The organism is Nocardiopsis sp. YSL2 (genome assembly GCF_030555055.1).
In the GTDB taxonomy this organism is placed as follows: Bacteria; Actinomycetota; Actinomycetes; order Streptosporangiales; family Streptosporangiaceae; genus Nocardiopsis.
In genome coordinates, this window is sequence record NZ_JAMOAO010000001.1 from 292,907 (window position 1) to 307,395 (window position 14,489).

At 69.6% G+C, this 14,489-nt stretch carries 19 protein-coding genes and 1 other RNA gene; 13 read left to right on the plus strand and 7 right to left on the minus strand.

Annotation, left to right across the window (positions count from 1 at the left end; genetic code table 11):
- Window positions 1-154: 154 nt before the first annotated feature.
- Together M1P99_RS01215 and M1P99_RS01220 are read right to left on the minus strand one after the other, a co-directional pair.
- A complete protein-coding gene (locus tag M1P99_RS01215) occupies window positions 155-550 on the minus strand; it encodes an NUDIX hydrolase (RefSeq protein ID WP_369696482.1) in 396 nt (131 codons plus the stop codon).
- Between the two features lie 44 nt (window positions 551-594).
- The gene (locus M1P99_RS01220; RefSeq protein ID WP_304450850.1) at window positions 595-1,353 is read right to left on the minus strand and encodes a GntR family transcriptional regulator; all 759 of its coding nucleotides are present in this window, start codon (window positions 1,351-1,353) and stop codon (window positions 595-597) included.
- Window positions 1,354-1,479: 126 nt separating this feature from the next.
- Here M1P99_RS01220 and M1P99_RS01225 point away from each other — a divergent pair, with 126 nt between their 5' ends.
- The 12 genes from M1P99_RS01225 to M1P99_RS01280 all read left to right on the plus strand — a co-directional run bounded on the left by M1P99_RS01225 (window position 1,480) and on the right by M1P99_RS01280 (window position 8,953).
- Window positions 1,480-1,812 (plus strand): hypothetical protein, encoded by a 333-nt coding sequence (locus M1P99_RS01225; protein WP_304450851.1) that lies wholly within the window; start codon window positions 1,480-1,482, stop codon window positions 1,810-1,812.
- Window positions 1,813-1,929: 117 nt separating this feature from the next.
- Complete coding sequence (locus tag M1P99_RS01230) at window positions 1,930-3,267, plus strand: FtsK/SpoIIIE domain-containing protein (protein ID WP_304450852.1); 1,338 nt, start codon at window positions 1,930-1,932, stop codon at window positions 3,265-3,267.
- A complete protein-coding gene (locus M1P99_RS01235; RefSeq protein WP_304450853.1) occupies window positions 3,267-3,407 on the plus strand; it encodes a hypothetical protein in 141 nt (46 codons plus the stop codon). The genes M1P99_RS01230 and M1P99_RS01235 overlap by 1 nt, the downstream gene beginning before the upstream one ends.
- Window positions 3,408-3,633: 226 nt before the next feature.
- Window positions 3,634-4,323 (plus strand): DUF2637 domain-containing protein, encoded by a 690-nt coding sequence (locus M1P99_RS01240; RefSeq protein ID WP_304450854.1) that lies wholly within the window; start codon window positions 3,634-3,636, stop codon window positions 4,321-4,323.
- A 16-nt stretch (window positions 4,324-4,339) separates the two neighbouring features.
- On the plus strand, window positions 4,340-4,477 hold the full coding sequence (locus M1P99_RS01245) for a molecular chaperone DnaJ (RefSeq protein WP_304450855.1): 138 nt from the start codon (window positions 4,340-4,342) through the stop codon (window positions 4,475-4,477).
- On the plus strand, window positions 4,474-4,614 hold the full coding sequence (locus M1P99_RS01250) for a hypothetical protein (RefSeq protein ID WP_304450856.1): 141 nt from the start codon (window positions 4,474-4,476) through the stop codon (window positions 4,612-4,614). Before M1P99_RS01245 ends, M1P99_RS01250 begins: the two co-directional genes overlap by 4 nt.
- A 20-nt stretch (window positions 4,615-4,634) precedes the next feature.
- On the plus strand, window positions 4,635-4,784 hold the full coding sequence (locus tag M1P99_RS01255) for a molecular chaperone DnaJ (RefSeq protein ID WP_304450857.1): 150 nt from the start codon (window positions 4,635-4,637) through the stop codon (window positions 4,782-4,784).
- Between the two features lie 672 nt (window positions 4,785-5,456).
- Complete coding sequence (locus tag M1P99_RS01260) at window positions 5,457-5,864, plus strand: DUF3307 domain-containing protein (RefSeq protein WP_304450858.1); 408 nt, start codon at window positions 5,457-5,459, stop codon at window positions 5,862-5,864.
- Window positions 5,861-6,028, plus strand: a complete 168-nt coding sequence (locus M1P99_RS01265; protein WP_304450859.1) for a hypothetical protein — start codon at window positions 5,861-5,863, stop codon at window positions 6,026-6,028. The genes M1P99_RS01260 and M1P99_RS01265 overlap by 4 nt, the downstream gene beginning before the upstream one ends.
- A 202-nt stretch (window positions 6,029-6,230) precedes the next feature.
- A complete protein-coding gene (locus M1P99_RS01270; RefSeq protein ID WP_304450860.1) occupies window positions 6,231-7,637 on the plus strand; it encodes a replication initiator in 1,407 nt (468 codons plus the stop codon).
- Window positions 7,634-7,810, plus strand: coding sequence for an AlpA family transcriptional regulator (locus M1P99_RS01275; protein ID WP_304450861.1), 177 nt, complete (start codon window positions 7,634-7,636; stop codon window positions 7,808-7,810). Before M1P99_RS01270 ends, M1P99_RS01275 begins: the two co-directional genes overlap by 4 nt.
- A 9-nt stretch (window positions 7,811-7,819) precedes the next feature.
- Window positions 7,820-8,953, plus strand: coding sequence for a site-specific integrase (locus tag M1P99_RS01280; protein WP_304450862.1), 1,134 nt, complete (start codon window positions 7,820-7,822; stop codon window positions 8,951-8,953).
- Window positions 8,954-9,024: 71 nt separating this feature from the next.
- Here the strand turns inward: M1P99_RS01280 and rnpB are convergent.
- From rnpB to M1P99_RS01305, 5 genes are all read right to left on the minus strand, one after another.
- An RNA gene (gene rnpB, locus M1P99_RS01285) (RNase P RNA component class A) lies at window positions 9,025-9,408 on the minus strand.
- Between the two features lie 35 nt (window positions 9,409-9,443).
- Entirely contained in the window at window positions 9,444-10,082 is a 639-nt protein-coding gene (locus M1P99_RS01290; protein WP_304450863.1) for a histidine phosphatase family protein, read from the minus strand.
- Window positions 10,079-10,840 carry a zinc ribbon domain-containing protein gene (locus tag M1P99_RS01295; RefSeq protein ID WP_304450864.1) on the minus strand — a complete coding sequence of 254 codons (762 nt, stop codon included), beginning with the start codon at window positions 10,838-10,840 and terminating at the stop codon, window positions 10,079-10,081. Before M1P99_RS01295 ends, M1P99_RS01290 begins: the two co-directional genes overlap by 4 nt.
- A gap of 90 nt (window positions 10,841-10,930) precedes the next feature.
- Window positions 10,931-11,794 carry a Nif3-like dinuclear metal center hexameric protein gene (locus M1P99_RS01300; RefSeq protein WP_304450865.1) on the minus strand — a complete coding sequence of 288 codons (864 nt, stop codon included), beginning with the start codon at window positions 11,792-11,794 and terminating at the stop codon, window positions 10,931-10,933.
- A 10-nt stretch (window positions 11,795-11,804) separates the two neighbouring features.
- Entirely contained in the window at window positions 11,805-12,929 is a 1,125-nt protein-coding gene (locus M1P99_RS01305; protein WP_304450866.1) for a YafY family protein, read from the minus strand.
- A gap of 61 nt (window positions 12,930-12,990) precedes the next feature.
- Between M1P99_RS01305 and M1P99_RS01310 the strand changes: the two genes are divergently transcribed.
- On the plus strand, window positions 12,991-14,367 hold the full coding sequence (locus M1P99_RS01310) for an FAD-binding oxidoreductase (RefSeq protein ID WP_304450867.1): 1,377 nt from the start codon (window positions 12,991-12,993) through the stop codon (window positions 14,365-14,367).
- Window positions 14,368-14,489: the final 122 nt, after the last annotated feature.

Below are 14,489 nucleotides of genomic sequence, written 5' to 3' on the forward strand. Positions count from 1 at the left end.
CGGAGAGGTGCCTAAAGTCTGAGCACCACCGACCCCACCAGGGCCTCCCCGCACCGCAGGTGCGGGCTTGAAGACGTAAGGAAACTTCTCATCACCCCGACTCCGGGCATGAAGAAACCCGGAAGACTTGCAGGTCCTCCGGGCTTCCCTTGGCTCACACCAGGTTCGTACCGTCATGGCATCGGATGAATGGTCCGTCATCCCGCAGAGCGTCCAAGACACGAATCAGCCTCGCTTGCGGCATTCGATGCTGGGCTTCTTCAACGCTGATCCAGCGCGCAACCTTGGCCTCTTCCGAGGCCGTGGGTTCTCCGCTCTCGACCTCGCACAGGATCGCCATGCTCACCACACCGAGTGGCATGTTCTTGTAGACCCCGATGAGGCGCCCCGGCTTCACTTGTACCCCGGTCTCCTCGAAGACCTCACGAACGACACCATCCCTCGGGTCCTCATGGAGCTCCAGCACTCCGCCGGGTGGAACCCAACGGTCGTCATCCTGGCGCTGGATCGCCAGAACGTGGCCGTCTTCGTTGAAGACGATTCCGGTCACGCTGACAGAGTGACGGCTTGAGATGGCCTGGCCCTCTTTCTCCATCAGGTGACGGGAAGCCGGTAGGTCAACTCGTATCGGTCCCCCGGGAAGATGATGTCGCAGGTCTCAACGGGTTGATCTCCCACGTAGTGGGTCCGTTCGATGACCAGGACATAGGCACTGTGCGCGGGAAGTTCCAACCTCTGCGCCTCCTCGGGGAGGGCCGCCCTCGCTGTCACCTTCTCCGTGACCGAGTCGACATGCTGACCGATGAGGTCCATGCGTGCCACAACTCCCGTGGCGGCTCCGTCTTCGGGAAGCTCGACAGACGTCCCCCCGGTCAGCGCAAGCGGTTCCCAGGAATCAGAGACCTGGATCGGCTGGGACTCGGAGAAGAACCGGTAGGCCGTACGCATAACCGGGTCATTCGCAGCGATACCGAGTCGCTTGGCGATCGTCTGGCTAGCACGCTCACGAGAGCTGACATGTTCCCAGTCGGCCGTCTTCCCTGTCTTCGCGGCATCTCGCTTGAACGGTGATGTGCTACCGGCCTTCCGACGCGAGTACCTGTTGCTGCTATCCCGGGTGATCTTCTCAATCTTCTTGACGAAGCTGCCCTTGCCCGGGTGGCTGACCACGAGCCCCTCGTTGCGCAGGACATCGACGGCCCTCCGTGCCACCACCCTTGAAACCTCGAACTCGCTCATGAGCTCGGCCTCGGACGGCAGCTTGTCTTCCGGCTCCAGCTCACCTTGAACGATCCGCTTCCGGTACTCCTGCGCGATCGTGAGGTACATGGGGGTGCCGCTCCACTTGGTCACGCGATCACCTCCTCGACTTGTTGTACCTAGTTCACCAGACGGGACAGGTTCTTGCCCAGGCGGGTTGCCTTCGCCGCTCGAACCTGTTGTAATAGGTATAACAAGCAACCACGAGAGGTGATTCCAGTGCGCAACATCCCCGTTGACACCGCCCAGATGACGTTCATCGCTGCCGGTTCCCCCCGCCCGAAGGTCAAAGACCGCCAGACGGGCGAGATCAAGTACAACGCGGACGGCTCCCCGATGTGGCAGCTCAAGGTGCTGGCGCAGGTGGAGGACAACGACGCCGAGACGCTGCTGGTCAGCTTCCCCGCGACGCACGCCATCACCGCCCGTCTGGGCACCCCGCTGACGGTGGAGAGCCTGACGGCCATCCCGTGGGAGACCAACGGTCGCCACGGCGTGGCCTTCGCCGCCGCCACGGTCGCGCCCCTGGACATGCGCCGGACCGCCGAGTAATGCCCCGCTGCTCCGTCTGCGTCGGCATCGGAGAGGTCCGGCACATGCCCGGATACCAGCTCACCTTGTGCCCGACCTGCAACGGCAAGGGCGAAACCCCCTGAAAGGAGAGTGTCCATGTTCCCCGAGATCCTGTGGGCCGTTCCCGCCGCTGGTCTCACACTGCCCGTCTCGGCCGCTGCCTGGCACCACTGGTCACCCAACACCTGGTCCTACGGGCCCGGCCTGGTCGGCTCCGCGCTGCGAGTGCACCTGACGTGGGATCACGTGTCCCAGGGGTGCGGGTTGTCGGTGACCCGCCGCAAGACCCAGGTCAAGGGCGGTGTCAGGCGGGTGAGCGTGGAGAAGAAGCCCAAGCTTCGTCGCTTCCGGCCGACCCCGTACGGGTTCCGGGTCCGCGCCCGGTTGCACGACGGCCAGACCCCCGATGACTACCAGGAGGCGTTGACCCGCCTCGCGCACGCCTGGCGCGTGGACTCGGTGCGCATCCGCACCTCCGGCCCCGGGTGGGTGGAGCTGGTGGCCTCCCGTCGTGACCCGCTGGGCACCGTCACCAACGCCGCCCCCGTGGCGCGTGACTGGGAACTCCTCAAGGTCCGCATGGGCACCTTGGAGACCGGTGACCCTTGGGTGATCGACTTCCGCGCGGTGCCGCACTGGCTGATCATGGGCGCGACCCAGTCGGGCAAGTCCACCGACATCAACGCCCTCGTGTACCAGCTCGCGCCCCAACCGGTGGCGCTGGCCGGGCTCGATCTCAAGGGCGGGGTGGAGCTCACCCCATATGCCAAGCGCATGTCGAAGCTGGCGACCACGCGGGCCGAGTGCACGGTGCTGCTCGATGACCTGATGACGATTCTCAACGACCGGATGACCCAGTGCCGTGAGGCGGGGGTGCGCAACATCTGGCAGCTCCCGGACGACGTCCGGCCAATGCCGGTGGTGGTCGTGGTCGATGAGGTCGCTGAGCTGTACCTGATGACGGACAAGTCCGAGAAGGACGAGATCGCGCGCACCTCGACGCTGCTGCTGCGCAACGCCCAGCTCGGGCGGGCGTTCGGCCTGCACCTGGTGGTCGCCGGACAGCGGGTCGGCTCGGACCTCGGACCGGGCGTAACGGCTCTGCGCTCGCAGATCACCGGGCGAATCTGCCACCGGGTCAACGACGGCGAGACGGCCAAGATGGCGCTGGGTGACCTGGCTCCGGACTCGCTGTCGGCCGCGATGAAGATCCCCGCCGAGATGCCCGGGGTCGCCGTGACCGTGGGTGCTGACGGACGCTGGTACCGGGTTCGCTCGGACCTGACCACCGAAGAGATGGCCGAAGAGGCTTCGGCCGAGTTCGCTTACCTGGCCCCGGACTGGGACGCCCTGGTCTCGGGCCGCACCACAGAGAAGGAAACCGTTCCGGCCGACGCCGTCGACTGGGACCGACTGGAAGAGGAGTTGTCCTGATGACCTGCGAGTTCTGCTCCAAGAAGGCGACCATCAACGCTTTCTCCGGCAAGGAGTCGTCCTGGGTGTGCAACGAGCACTACTCCGACATGGAAGCCAACTTCGCCGGGGACCTGCGCGGCCTGCGGCGCTGGAAGTGATCACCGTGTACTGGTGCTCGCGCTGCTGCAAGGACGCCTACACCAAGACCCTGACCACCAACGAGTGGGTGTGTGAGGACCACTACGCCGAGCTGGGGTGGACGCCGTGATCTGCGAGCTGTGCGGCAAGGGCGGCGCCCGGTGGGTGCACAACCGCACCGGAGGGGCCTACCTCGCCTGCCCTGCCTGTGAGTGGCAGTACTTCGACTACGAGTGGAGCTGAACCATGAGACGCGTCCTGGCGGTCGCTGTGGACTGGGGTCCAATCCTCATCCTGGCCGCAATCGCCGCTGCTGGCTCCTTCACCCACATCCGGGACCTGGCCGAACAGTCGGGACAGCACGGATGGATGGCGTGGGCCATTGCGGTCTCCATCGACCTGACATGTGTGATGGCCGCTCGGGAGCGCCAGCGAGACACAACGGACCGCATGTGGCCGACCGTGGTCCTGGTCGGGGCGGTGGTATTGACCCTGGCGGCGAACCTGGCCACGGCTCAGCCCACGGTGTGGGGCTGGATCATGGCGGCCGTTCCGGCTGCTGCGTTCCTGGTCGCGATGTCGATGCTGGAGCGCCGCGCCGGCCACCGGCCCCCACCCGAACCGGCTGAGGCTGATCCCGCGTCCGGAGTCCAGGACCGGGAGGAAGTGCGGGTCACGGAGGTGCACTGGCACCGGCAGGAGACGCAGCCTGCGGCCGATTCCGTCCCGCAACCGGCGCCCGCCCCCGTGGCACCTACGCACGACGTGGCCCCGGCCGCCGTGGAACAGGGTCACCCGCTGGCGTCCTACGCCGCCCAGGTCGCCCAGGACTACCGCGTCACCCACGGACGCGAGATCACCGTGACCGCTCTGCGCTCCCGGCTCGGGGTGTCCGAACAGATCGCGGCGACCCTGCGAGACCAGGTCACCGCCTGAGGAGAAAGGTGGAGAGATGAAGGACTGGATGTGCCTGGACTGTGCTGGCACCGGCCGGGTCCGGGACCGGGAGTGGGGCGGGTGGAGCCTGCTGGTCCGTAAGTACACCGCCTGCGGCACCTGCGAGGGGACCGGAACGGAGAAGAAGCGATGACCACCAAGGACTGCCCCAACTGCCAGGGGACCGGATACGTCACCGAAGAGGTGCCCATGCGCCGCGTCCTGCGCGGACAGCAGAGCTGGTGCCTGAACTGCCTGGGCACCGGCAAGACCCCCGCTGACGAGAACTGACACGAGGAGAAACGAAGACCATGGAGACCTACATCATCAACTGCGTTCGGTGCAACGGCGCCGGAACCATCATCAGCGAGAAGCGCGGCCTGCTGCTCACCCGCCGCCAGACGTGCCCCGAGTGCTCCGGCACCGGCACCGGCAAGAAGACCATCACGGTTGACCTCTGATGCCGGACAGCCACCTGTGCGCCACCTGCTACGGCCTCGGGGTCCTCAGCGAGGGCGTCACCTGTGCCGACTGCTCCGGCTGCGGCCTCACGTCTGTCTGACCCCGTGGGCTGGCACTGCTTCCACACACCTGCTGCCACCCGCGACGGATCACCTGACCAACCAACCCAACACGCGAACACCGAACGAGAAGGAGAGTCCCTGATGGGCTGCTGGGAGAACCCGACCAAGAAGACCGAGGACGCCACCAAGGTGACCGTGGGGAGGCCTACCCGATGAGCTGGCGACTGGAGACCTGCGGCCACTGCGGTGAGCTGGTCAGCTACAGCGGACCCCTCGATTCCCACCCGGCGCGCTGCTTCAAGTGCCCCAACCGGTAGGAGGCTCCGCCATGGCATGCACCGAATGCGGAGGCGTGCGGTTCGCGCTCTTCTTCGAGAACGGCCGTGAGGGCCGTACCTGCCTGACCTGCTACACGGACCACTACCGCTAGATCCCGGGCCATCCGGTTGATGGCCATGCCGCCCCACGGGGCGGTGTGGGGACCAACCGGTCCACTCGATCGAAATCCCGGGGTGCGGCGCTGCTTCCACACATGCCACCGCACCCCGGTTCACCTACCCAACGAACCCAACACGCGAATGCAAGGAACGAAAGGGGCCCGACCAGCCTATGACATCCTCCGCTTTCCCCACGGTGCTCGCCGCGATGACGGCCGCACACCACGTCGGTGACTACCTCCTGCAGAACGATCACCAGGCACAGCACAAACCCACCTCGTGGTCGGCCAACCAGGCGCACGTGGCCAGTTACCACCTCGCCCAGATCACCGCCCTGACGCTGGCTTCCCGCACGCTCGGGCTGCGGCTCTCCCCTGCCCGGCTGGCCGCTGGTGTGGCCGTGTCCTGGGTGACGCACAGCATCATCGACCGGCGGTGGCCCGTGCGCTGGTGGATGAACCACACCGGCTCCTCCGACTTCTACCGGGCCGGTGGCGCTGCGCACGTCGACCAGGCCATGCACCACGCCGCCCTGTTCATGGCCGCGCTCGTGGCCTCCTCCGGCGGTGACCAGTCGTGAAGTGCCCGAGCTGCAACAGCAGCAACGTCACGGAGTACAGCCGCAACGGCACCTCGCTGGGCTCGGAGTGTCGGGACTGCTCCAACTCCTGGGATGAGGACACCAGCTACCAGGCCTACCTCGATGAGCGCCGCACCCTCAAACAGTCGGGGTGGTGGTCCTGATGTGCCCGAGCTGCCACGGCGACCAGATCACCGAGTACAGCTACGACGGCGGCACGACCGTCATGGGATATGAGTGCCGCGACTGCGAGACCACCTGGTCCCCCTGACCTGAACTGATCCCGGCCCCGGTGACGGCGCTGCTTCCACCGCTCCATGCCGCCGCACCGGGGCCTCACCTACCCCTGAAAGGCCCTGCTTCGTCATGCCCGAACCCGAACACCTCGGCGGCCTCATCGGCCCCGCTCTGGCACGCATCACCGCGATGGATGAGAACCACCTCGATCGGTGGATCGACCGCGCCCGCTCCCTGCGCGGCTGTGCCTGCCCCGTCCGCCTGACCGGTGAGACCACGCGCGTGAACGCCGCCACTGGTGAGCTGCTGTCCCACTACTCCACCGCCAACGAACCGGCCAACGAACTCCTCATGCGCTGCAAGAACCGGCGCGCCTCCCGCTGCCCCTCCTGCTCGGAGGAATACCGGGGCGACACCTACCACCTGGTCAAGGCCGGTGTCGTGGGCGGAGACAAGGGCGTGCCCGCCTCGGTTGGACTCCACCCCCGGGCGTTCATCACCCTGACGGCTCCCTCCTTCGGCCCTGTCCACCAAGGCCCCGGCAAGGACGGCCGCTCCCGCGTGTGCCACCCCCGCAGGAAGGGCCCGGCCTGCTTCAAGCGCCACCGCGCCGACGACCCGGCCATCGGGCAGCCGATCGACCACACCGCCTACGACTACGTCGGCCACGTCCTGTGGCACGCACACACCGGTGAGCTGTGGCGCCGCTTCACCCTCTACCTGCGCAACCACCTGGCCTCCGCCGCCGGCCTTTCCCGGACGGAGTTCTCCAAGCGCGTCCGGATCTCCTACGCCAAGGTCGCGGAGTTCCAGGCCCGGGGCGCGGTCCACTTCCACGCCGTGATCCGCCTCGACGGCTACACCAAGGACCCCAACGCCTGGCCGCCGCCTCCAGTGTGGGCCAGCCTCGACATGCTCACCGCGGCTGTGGACTCGGCCGCCCGCGCGGTCTCGGTCACCTCCCCCGAGGTCAACGGACGGACCTGGCCCCTGGTCTGGGGTGAGCAGGTGGACGTGCGCCCGATCGAAAGCTTCGGCCCCGACCAGGCCCTCACCGACACGGCCGTAGCCGGGTACATCGCCAAGTACGCGACCAAGGCCGCTGAGGACACCGGCACCCTGGATCGGCGTATCCACGACATCGACCACGTGGACATGACCGGTGTGCGTCCGCACGCGGCCCGTCTGATCTACACGTGCTGGCGGCTGGGCAACCCCCGCCTCTACCCCCAGTTGGAAGACCTCAAGCTCCGCACCTGGGCGCACATGCTCGGGTTCCGGGGGCACTTCTCCACCAAGTCACGCCGCTACTCCACCACGCTCGGGGCGCTCCGTCAGGTCCGCGCGGACTACGCGGCCGGTCGCCCCTGGGACTCCGAGACGTTCACCCCGCCCGTGGTCGAAGACGACTCCTCCACGCTCGTGCTGACGAACTGGCGCTACCTCGGGCAGGGGCTCACTCCCGGAGAGCTGGCGTTGGCCTCCCTGGTCACCGATATAGGTCGCTCAACCGAAGACGCGGAGGTGGCCCGGTGAAGACCCTCGATCGCCTGTGGACCCTCGAAGAGACGTCCGTCTATCTCGGTGTGCCGGTCAAGACCCTCTACCAGTGGCGCTACCTGCGCACCGGCCCTCCCTCGCACCGGGTTGGCCGCCATGTCCGCTACGAACCGACCGAGGTCCGCGCCTGGGTCCTGGAACAGGACTGAGGTGCACTGATGGCTCGTGTCCGAGACCTCTGGATGCGTAAGGTCAAGCACCCCGACGGGTCGGTGACCAAGGAAAAGACCACCCGCTACGGCAAGGGCAAGCGCTACTTGGCAGTGTGGCTCGATCCGAGTGGGGATGAGGCCACCCAAGCGTTCCAGCGCAAGATCGACGCTGAGAACCATGCGTCCGTCATGGAAGCGGACCGGCTACGCGGAGCCTACGTGGACCCTCGTGCCGGGAAGGTGGGCCTCCAGGAGTACGCGGAGACCCGCTGGCTTCCCCAACTCGTCCACGTGGCGGAGGGAACCAAAGAGACCTATGAACGGCACCTACGCCACCGCGTCTACCCCGCGTTCGGCAAACGCGAGATCGGCAGCATCACCCGGGCAGACGCCAAGTCCTTCGTAGCCCGACTGAACGCCGATCCAGGGTTGGCGAACACTACCGTCCACACGGCGTTCGCCACCTTGCGCATTGTCATGCAGGCCGCCGTGGACGACGAGATCATCAACGCCAACCCGTGCTCGCGGGTCAAGCTGCCCAGACTCGGTGACAGGGTCATCGACCCTCTTCCGGTCGAAGCCGTGCGGGACCTGGCCGACGCGATCACGCCTCGCTACCGTGTCGCGGTCTTCCTCGGTGCGGGCGCGGGCCTTCGTCGGGGTGAGGCCCTGGGGCTGACCATTCCGCGCATCGCCTTCGACAGGCGCCACGTGGACATCCGGGTCCAAGCCCAGAAGGGGAGGCTGGTAGAGCTCAAGACCAAGTACTCACGGCGCATCGTGCCCGTGGATGACGTGGTCCTCGAAGAGGTGCGACGGCACATGGAGCTCTACGCACCTGCCCCAGGGAACGTGCTGATCAGCAACACGTGGAAAGCCGTGGCCAAACCGTCCGCGTTCAACTCGGCATGGTCCCGAGCTGCGGGCAAGGTCGGCTTGCCAGAAGGAACGCGCTTCCACGACCTGAGGCACTTCTACGCCTCGGCACTCATCGCGGCCGGAGTGAACCCGAAGGCCATTCAGCGCCGGATGGGGCACGCCTCGATCACGGAGACGTTCGACACCTACGGACACCTGTTCCCAGATCACGAGGAACTCGGACGCGGAGCGATCGACCTGCTGCTTCGCGCTCCCAGCTGATCCGTCATCCGGAACAGAACCGGAACACGGCCGACTCTCGCTCGCCGCACCGCAGGTCACAGGGGTGTGAGGGAGGGAGTCGGCCGGTAAGCCGGATTCTGTCGGTCCCTTGCGGGACCGGACGGCCATCCATCTGGGGCCGCCGTTGCCGACGACCTCGGTGCGGTCTACCCGCGGACTCGGGCGGGCCGCCCTCGAACATCCGCGCGGGAGCCCGGAGGCTCCCTTTTTGACCTTGCTCCGGGTGGGGTTTACCTAGCCGACCGGATCACTCCGGCCGCTGGTGGTCTCTTACACCACCGTTTCACCCTTACCACCGCGAGCGGTGGCGGTCTGTTTTCTGTGGCACTGTCCCGCGGGTCGCCCCGGGTCGGTGTTACCGACCACCCTGCCCTGTGGAGTCCGGACTTTCCTCGAATCCGCTCGCACGGATCCGCGACCGTCTGGCCGACTCCCCCTCGCCCCGCATTCTATGCCCGTTGACGCGGGCTCAGGCCAGGTGCGCGGTGTCGTTGAGGGAACGCACCACCATGGGCCCGTCGGCGAAGCAGTCCACCTCGTTCAGGCACGCCGTGTCGAGGTGCATCCGGTACAACGCCGACAGCGGCGCGAGCATCGCCTGCTGCAGCACGACCTTGATGGGGGTCACGTGGCTGACGACCAGCACGGTGCGCCCCCGATGGCGTTCGACCAGGGCCGCACGCGCGGCCCCCACCCGGGCGGCGACCGCGGCGAAGCTCTCGCCCCCAGGCGGGCCCGTAGCGGTGTCGGCCAGCCACCGGTCGACGTCGTCCGGGGCGAGGTCCCGCGCCTCGGCGAAGGTCATGCCCTCCCAGTCGCCGAAGTCGGTCTCCACGAACCCCTCGTCGACCTCCACCGGCAGCCCGAGCACCTCGGCGGCGTGCGCGGCGGTGTCCCTGGCGCGTGCCAGCGGCGAGGACACCACCACGTCGATCGGCCACGACGCCAGGCGGTGCGCCACCGCGGCCGCCTGTGCGTGTCCGGCGTCGGTGAGCGGGATGTCGCCCCGGCCGGCGAACCGCCGTTCCACCGACATCGGGGTCTGACCGTGTCTGAGCAGGACGAGTCGGGTCGGCGCCTCGTCCGGGGCGCCCCACCCCGAACTCACTGGTCGGCCTGGCCGCCCAGCCCCGACTCCGCTGTGCGCACGAGGATGCGTCGGCAGTCCTCGCACCGCACGACCTCGTCGGCGGGGGTGGCCCGGATCTCGTTCAGTTCCACGGTGCTGATGGCGAGCTTGCAGCCGCCGCACCGCCCGTAGCGCAGCGGCGCGGCCGCCACACCGTCGTACTGGGCGCGCAGTTTGTCGTAGAGCGCCAGAAGGTCGGCGGGGATCTCCGCGGCCACGCGCTCGCGGTCCCGGATGATGGTGTCCCGGTCCATCGCGATGCCCGCCGCGGCGGTGTCGCGGCGAGCGGTCACCTCGGTGAACTTCGCGACCGTCTCGTCGCGTTCGGCGGTCAGCCGGCCGACCTGCGCGTTCAGCTCCTCGGCGCGCTCCATGACCTCCAGCACCACCTCTTCCAGCTCCGCCTGGCGGCGGGCCAGCGAGGCGATCTCCGACTGCAGGTTCTGCAGCTCCTTGGCGTTGGTGATCTGGCCCGACTCCAGTCGCTTGGCGTCGCGGTCGGCACGCGTGCGGACCTGGTCGACGTCGCGCTCGGCCTTGCGCTGCTCACGTTCGGTGTCGGAGAGCTTCGTCTGCGTGGCCACCAGTTCGTTGTCGATCTGGTCCACGCGCTCCTTGAGCGCGGCCGCCTTGGCCGTCTCGGGCAGCGTGCGGGCACGGTGGTCCACGCGCTCGAGCCCGGTGTCCAGCTCCTGGAGGTCGAGCAGTCTGGCCTGTGCGTCGGGTTCGGCTTTCACGTATGGCTCCTGAAGTGGCTGGGGAAGGCGGTGACGCCGCCCGCGCCGGTCGCTGTGCAGTTGGGGGCCGCCCTGGTCGGGGCGTGGTGGTCAGACGTGCGTGAACGCCCGTGACCAGGCATCCGTCACCGTCGTCGACACGCGGGTCTCCACGTTAGCCCCATTTGGGCCGCCCGTGCGCCCGAGAGCCCCCACCAGGTGGTCCGCCCCGTCCTGGAGCCAGGGCCACTCACTGGCGAAGTGGGGGGTGTCGATGAGGGCCGGGGAACCGGGAACCGCCACGAACTCCGTCGCCGGGTGGTGGCGCAGGTCGGAGGTGACGAAGACGTCGGCTCCGGCGGCCCGCGCCGCGTCGAGCAGGGAGTCGCCGGCTCCACCCGAGACCGCCACGGTGCTCACCTGGCGGTCCAGGTCCCCGGCCGCGCGGATCCCGGCCGGGGTGGCGGGCAGGCCGCGGGAGACCTGTGCGGCGAAGTCCCCGAGCGCCATGGGCCCGTCCAGCGTGCCCACCCGCCCGATGCCGCGGCGGCCCTCGGGGTCGGTGGTGTCCGGGTCCAGGGGCCGCAGCGGACCGGTGAGACCGACCGCGCGGGCCAGCGCGTCGGACACCCCCGGTGCGGCGGTGTCGGCGTTGGTGTGCGCGGTGTACAGGGCCACACCCGCCCGGATGAGGCGGTGCACCACACGGCCCTTCGGCGTGTGGGCGGCCACGCTCGTCACCCCGCGCAGCATGAGCGGGTGGTGCGTGATGATGAGGTCGGCGCCCCAGTCGAGCGCCTCGTCGACCACCGCTTCGACCGGGTCGACGGCGAACAGCACGCGCCCCACCGCCTGGGCGGGGTCACCGCACACCAGGCCTACCGCGTCCCAGGAGGCGGCCCACCGCGGCGGGTAGACCTCTTCGAAGGCGGCGGTGACGTCGGACAGGCTGGGGTGCGGGTTCGCGGTGCTCACGGCCCTGAGACTAGGGCATGCTCCGCGTAGTCCCGCCGCTGACGTTCCCGCCGCCCGAGGCCGACCCGCGGGGCCGCGCGGACCCGCGGGCACCCGCCGCCCCCGAAGGCCCCACGGCTTCGGGATCGCTCCCCGTCCCCGACCGCCCCACCGCGTGCGGCGGGCCCGCCGTGTCCTCGGCCAGGAACCCGGCCGCGGTGCGCAGGCGCTCGCGGACCTCGGGCGGCGCGTCCAGGGTGAACCGCGCCCCCAGCGCGGCCACGACCGCCGTGTACTGGCAGACCAGGTCCAGAGAGTCGGCACTCAGCCGGACGCGGCACACCCCCTCCTCCACGGCCTCGACCACACCCGGGAACGGCCCGTACACGCGCTTGCGCACCTCCTCCGCCGACAGGTCCACCTCCAACGACACCGTGTGCAGGTACGTCGCCGCGGCGAAGCGGCGGGTGAGGAACGTCGCGGGGTCGGGCGCGGGCATCTCCCGGGGCACGAAACGGCGCAGGGTGGCGCGCAGACCGCTGATCCGGTCCGCGCGGAAGCTCCGCCAGTCGTCACGTGCGGTGTCGTACGCGATCAGGTACCAGTGGCCGCCGTGGGCGACCAGGTGGTGCGGCTCCACCCGGCGCTCCGCGGCTCCGCCCCGCCGGTCCCGGTAGTCGAAGTCCACCACCACACGGCCCCGGCAGGCGTCCCCCAATGCGGCCACGTTGCGCGGGTTCACCGTCGAGGCCTCCGGCCCGCGCACCGCCGTGGTCGTCCCCTCCACCGCGGCCAGGCGGGGCCGCAGACGCGCGGGCAGCGCCCGGCGGAGTTTGGCCAGCGCCCGCAGCGCGCTCTCCTCCACCCCGGCCACGGTCACCAGTCCCAGCCCGATCGCGACCGCCTCCTCGTCGTCGAGCAGCAGCGGCGGGACGTCGCGGCCCGGAGCGAGCCGGTACCCGCCCGCGACGCCGGTGGTGCCCTCCACCTCGTAATGCAGCGACCGCAGCCGATCGACATCGCGGCGCAGGGTGCGGGCGCTCACGCCCAGGCGGTCGGCGAGCTCGGCACCGGACCACGCGCGGCCGCCCTGCAGCAGTGACAGCAGCCTCAGGAGCCGCTGCGGCATGTCCTTGCGGACCGGGTTCGCGTCCATGACCCCAGACTGCCGGACAATGCGGCCAGGATGTGGCCGCAAGGGTCCCTACGGTGACCGCATGACGACCACTTCGACACCCTCAGCCCTGGTCCGCGCACTGTCCGACCGGGTGAGCGGACCCGTGACCACACCCTCGTCCGACCACTACGACACCGAGCGCACCGGACTCCAGCTGCTCGGCCGCCACCGCCCCGCCGTCGTGGTCGGGGCCACCCGCACCGAGGACGTGCGCGCCGCCGTCAGCGCGGCCGCCGACCACCATCTGCCGGTCGCGGTCCAGGCCAGCGGCCACGGCACGGGACTGGCCCTGGACGGGGGCGTCCTGGTCACTACCGGCCGGCTGTCGGGCGTGCGGGTCAACCCCGCCCGGCGCACCGCGTGGGTCGAGGCCGGAGCCCCTTGGGGAGAGGTGGTCCGGGCCGCCGCCGAGCACGGGCTCGCGCCCCTGTCGGGCAGCGCTCCCGGCGTGGGCGCGGTGCCCTACACCCTGGGCGGCGGTGTGGGCCTGATGGCCAGGCGGTACGGATTCGCCGCCGACCATGTCCGAAGCCTCGAACTGGTGACCGTCGACGGCCGTGTGCGCCGTGTCGACGCCGAGCACGACCCCGAGCTGTTCTGGGCGCTGCGGGGCGGCGGCGGGTCCTTCGGCGTGGTCACCGGGATGGAGGTCGGCCTCGTCCCCGTGAGCCGGGTCCACGGGGGGAGCCTGTTCTTCGACGCCGGCCCCGACATCCTGGACGCCTGGCACGAGTGGACCCGGAACGCACCCGAGGACCTCACCTGCGGTATGACCGTCCTGGTCCTGCCGGACGTGCCCGGGGTGCCCGAGGCCCTGCGCGGGCGGCACATCGCCCAGGTCGCGGCGGTCTGGACCGGACCGCTCGACCAGGGTCCGAACGTCGTCGCCCCATTGCGCGAGGCCGCCCCCGTACTGATGGACACCATGCGCGACCTGCCCTACGCGGAGTCGGGCTCGATCTACGCCGAACCCGACCACCCGCACGGCTACCGTTCGCGCACCATGCTGCTGTCCGACCTCGACCCGGCGTCCGTGGCCGAACTCGTCGACCGCACCGGGCCGTTCCTGCCGTTCATGTCCGTGGTCGGGCTGCGCCACCTCGGCGGCGCCCTGGCCCGCGAACCCGAGACCGCCAACGCGGTCGGCCACCGCGACGCCGCGTACCTGATCGCCGTCCTCACGGCGGCCGAGGACTCCGACACCCCCGACAGGGCCGCCCTGCGCGCCGGTGCGGCGGCCCTGTTCGCCGACCACGTGCTCGGGCGCTCACTCAACTTCAGTTTCGGCCCGCTGGCCCCCGAGGAGGTCCGCGAGGCATTCGCACCCGACGACTTCGCCCGCCTGGCCCGCGTCAAGGCCGCCGTCGACCCCGGCGACCTCGTCCGCGCCAACCACCCGATCCCGCCCCTGGCCTGAGCCCCGGGCGCCCCGAGCGGCCTGGGCGGCCTGGGCGGCCTGGGCGTCCTGCTCTGCTCCGCGGCCGGACCGGACGCGCGGCGCGCGGCGTGCGGCCGGTCGGACGCGCGCCGCGCGTCGCG

What these genes read in the sequence shown, in the direction of transcription:
- M1P99_RS01280 (WP_304450862.1), top strand. Translation starts at nt 7,820, where the DNA reads ATGGCTCGTGTCCGAGACCTCTGGATGCGTAAGGTCAAGCACCCCGAC.
- M1P99_RS01235 (WP_304450853.1), top strand. Translation starts at nt 3,267, where the DNA reads ATGACCTGCGAGTTCTGCTCCAAGAAGGCGACCATCAACGCTTTCTCC.
- M1P99_RS01230 (WP_304450852.1), top strand. Translation starts at nt 1,930, where the DNA reads ATGTTCCCCGAGATCCTGTGGGCCGTTCCCGCCGCTGGTCTCACACTG.
- M1P99_RS01270 (WP_304450860.1), top strand. Translation starts at nt 6,231, where the DNA reads ATGCCCGAACCCGAACACCTCGGCGGCCTCATCGGCCCCGCTCTGGCA.
- M1P99_RS01255 (WP_304450857.1), top strand. Translation starts at nt 4,635, where the DNA reads ATGGAGACCTACATCATCAACTGCGTTCGGTGCAACGGCGCCGGAACC.
- M1P99_RS01310 (WP_304450867.1), top strand. Translation starts at nt 12,991, where the DNA reads ATGACGACCACTTCGACACCCTCAGCCCTGGTCCGCGCACTGTCCGAC.
- M1P99_RS01250 (WP_304450856.1), top strand. Translation starts at nt 4,474, where the DNA reads ATGACCACCAAGGACTGCCCCAACTGCCAGGGGACCGGATACGTCACC.
- M1P99_RS01240 (WP_304450854.1), top strand. Translation starts at nt 3,634, where the DNA reads ATGAGACGCGTCCTGGCGGTCGCTGTGGACTGGGGTCCAATCCTCATC.
- M1P99_RS01260 (WP_304450858.1), top strand. Translation starts at nt 5,457, where the DNA reads ATGACATCCTCCGCTTTCCCCACGGTGCTCGCCGCGATGACGGCCGCA.
- M1P99_RS01245 (WP_304450855.1), top strand. Translation starts at nt 4,340, where the DNA reads ATGAAGGACTGGATGTGCCTGGACTGTGCTGGCACCGGCCGGGTCCGG.
- M1P99_RS01305 (WP_304450866.1), bottom strand. Translation starts at nt 12,929, where the DNA reads ATGGACGCGAACCCGGTCCGCAAGGACATGCCGCAGCGGCTCCTGAGG.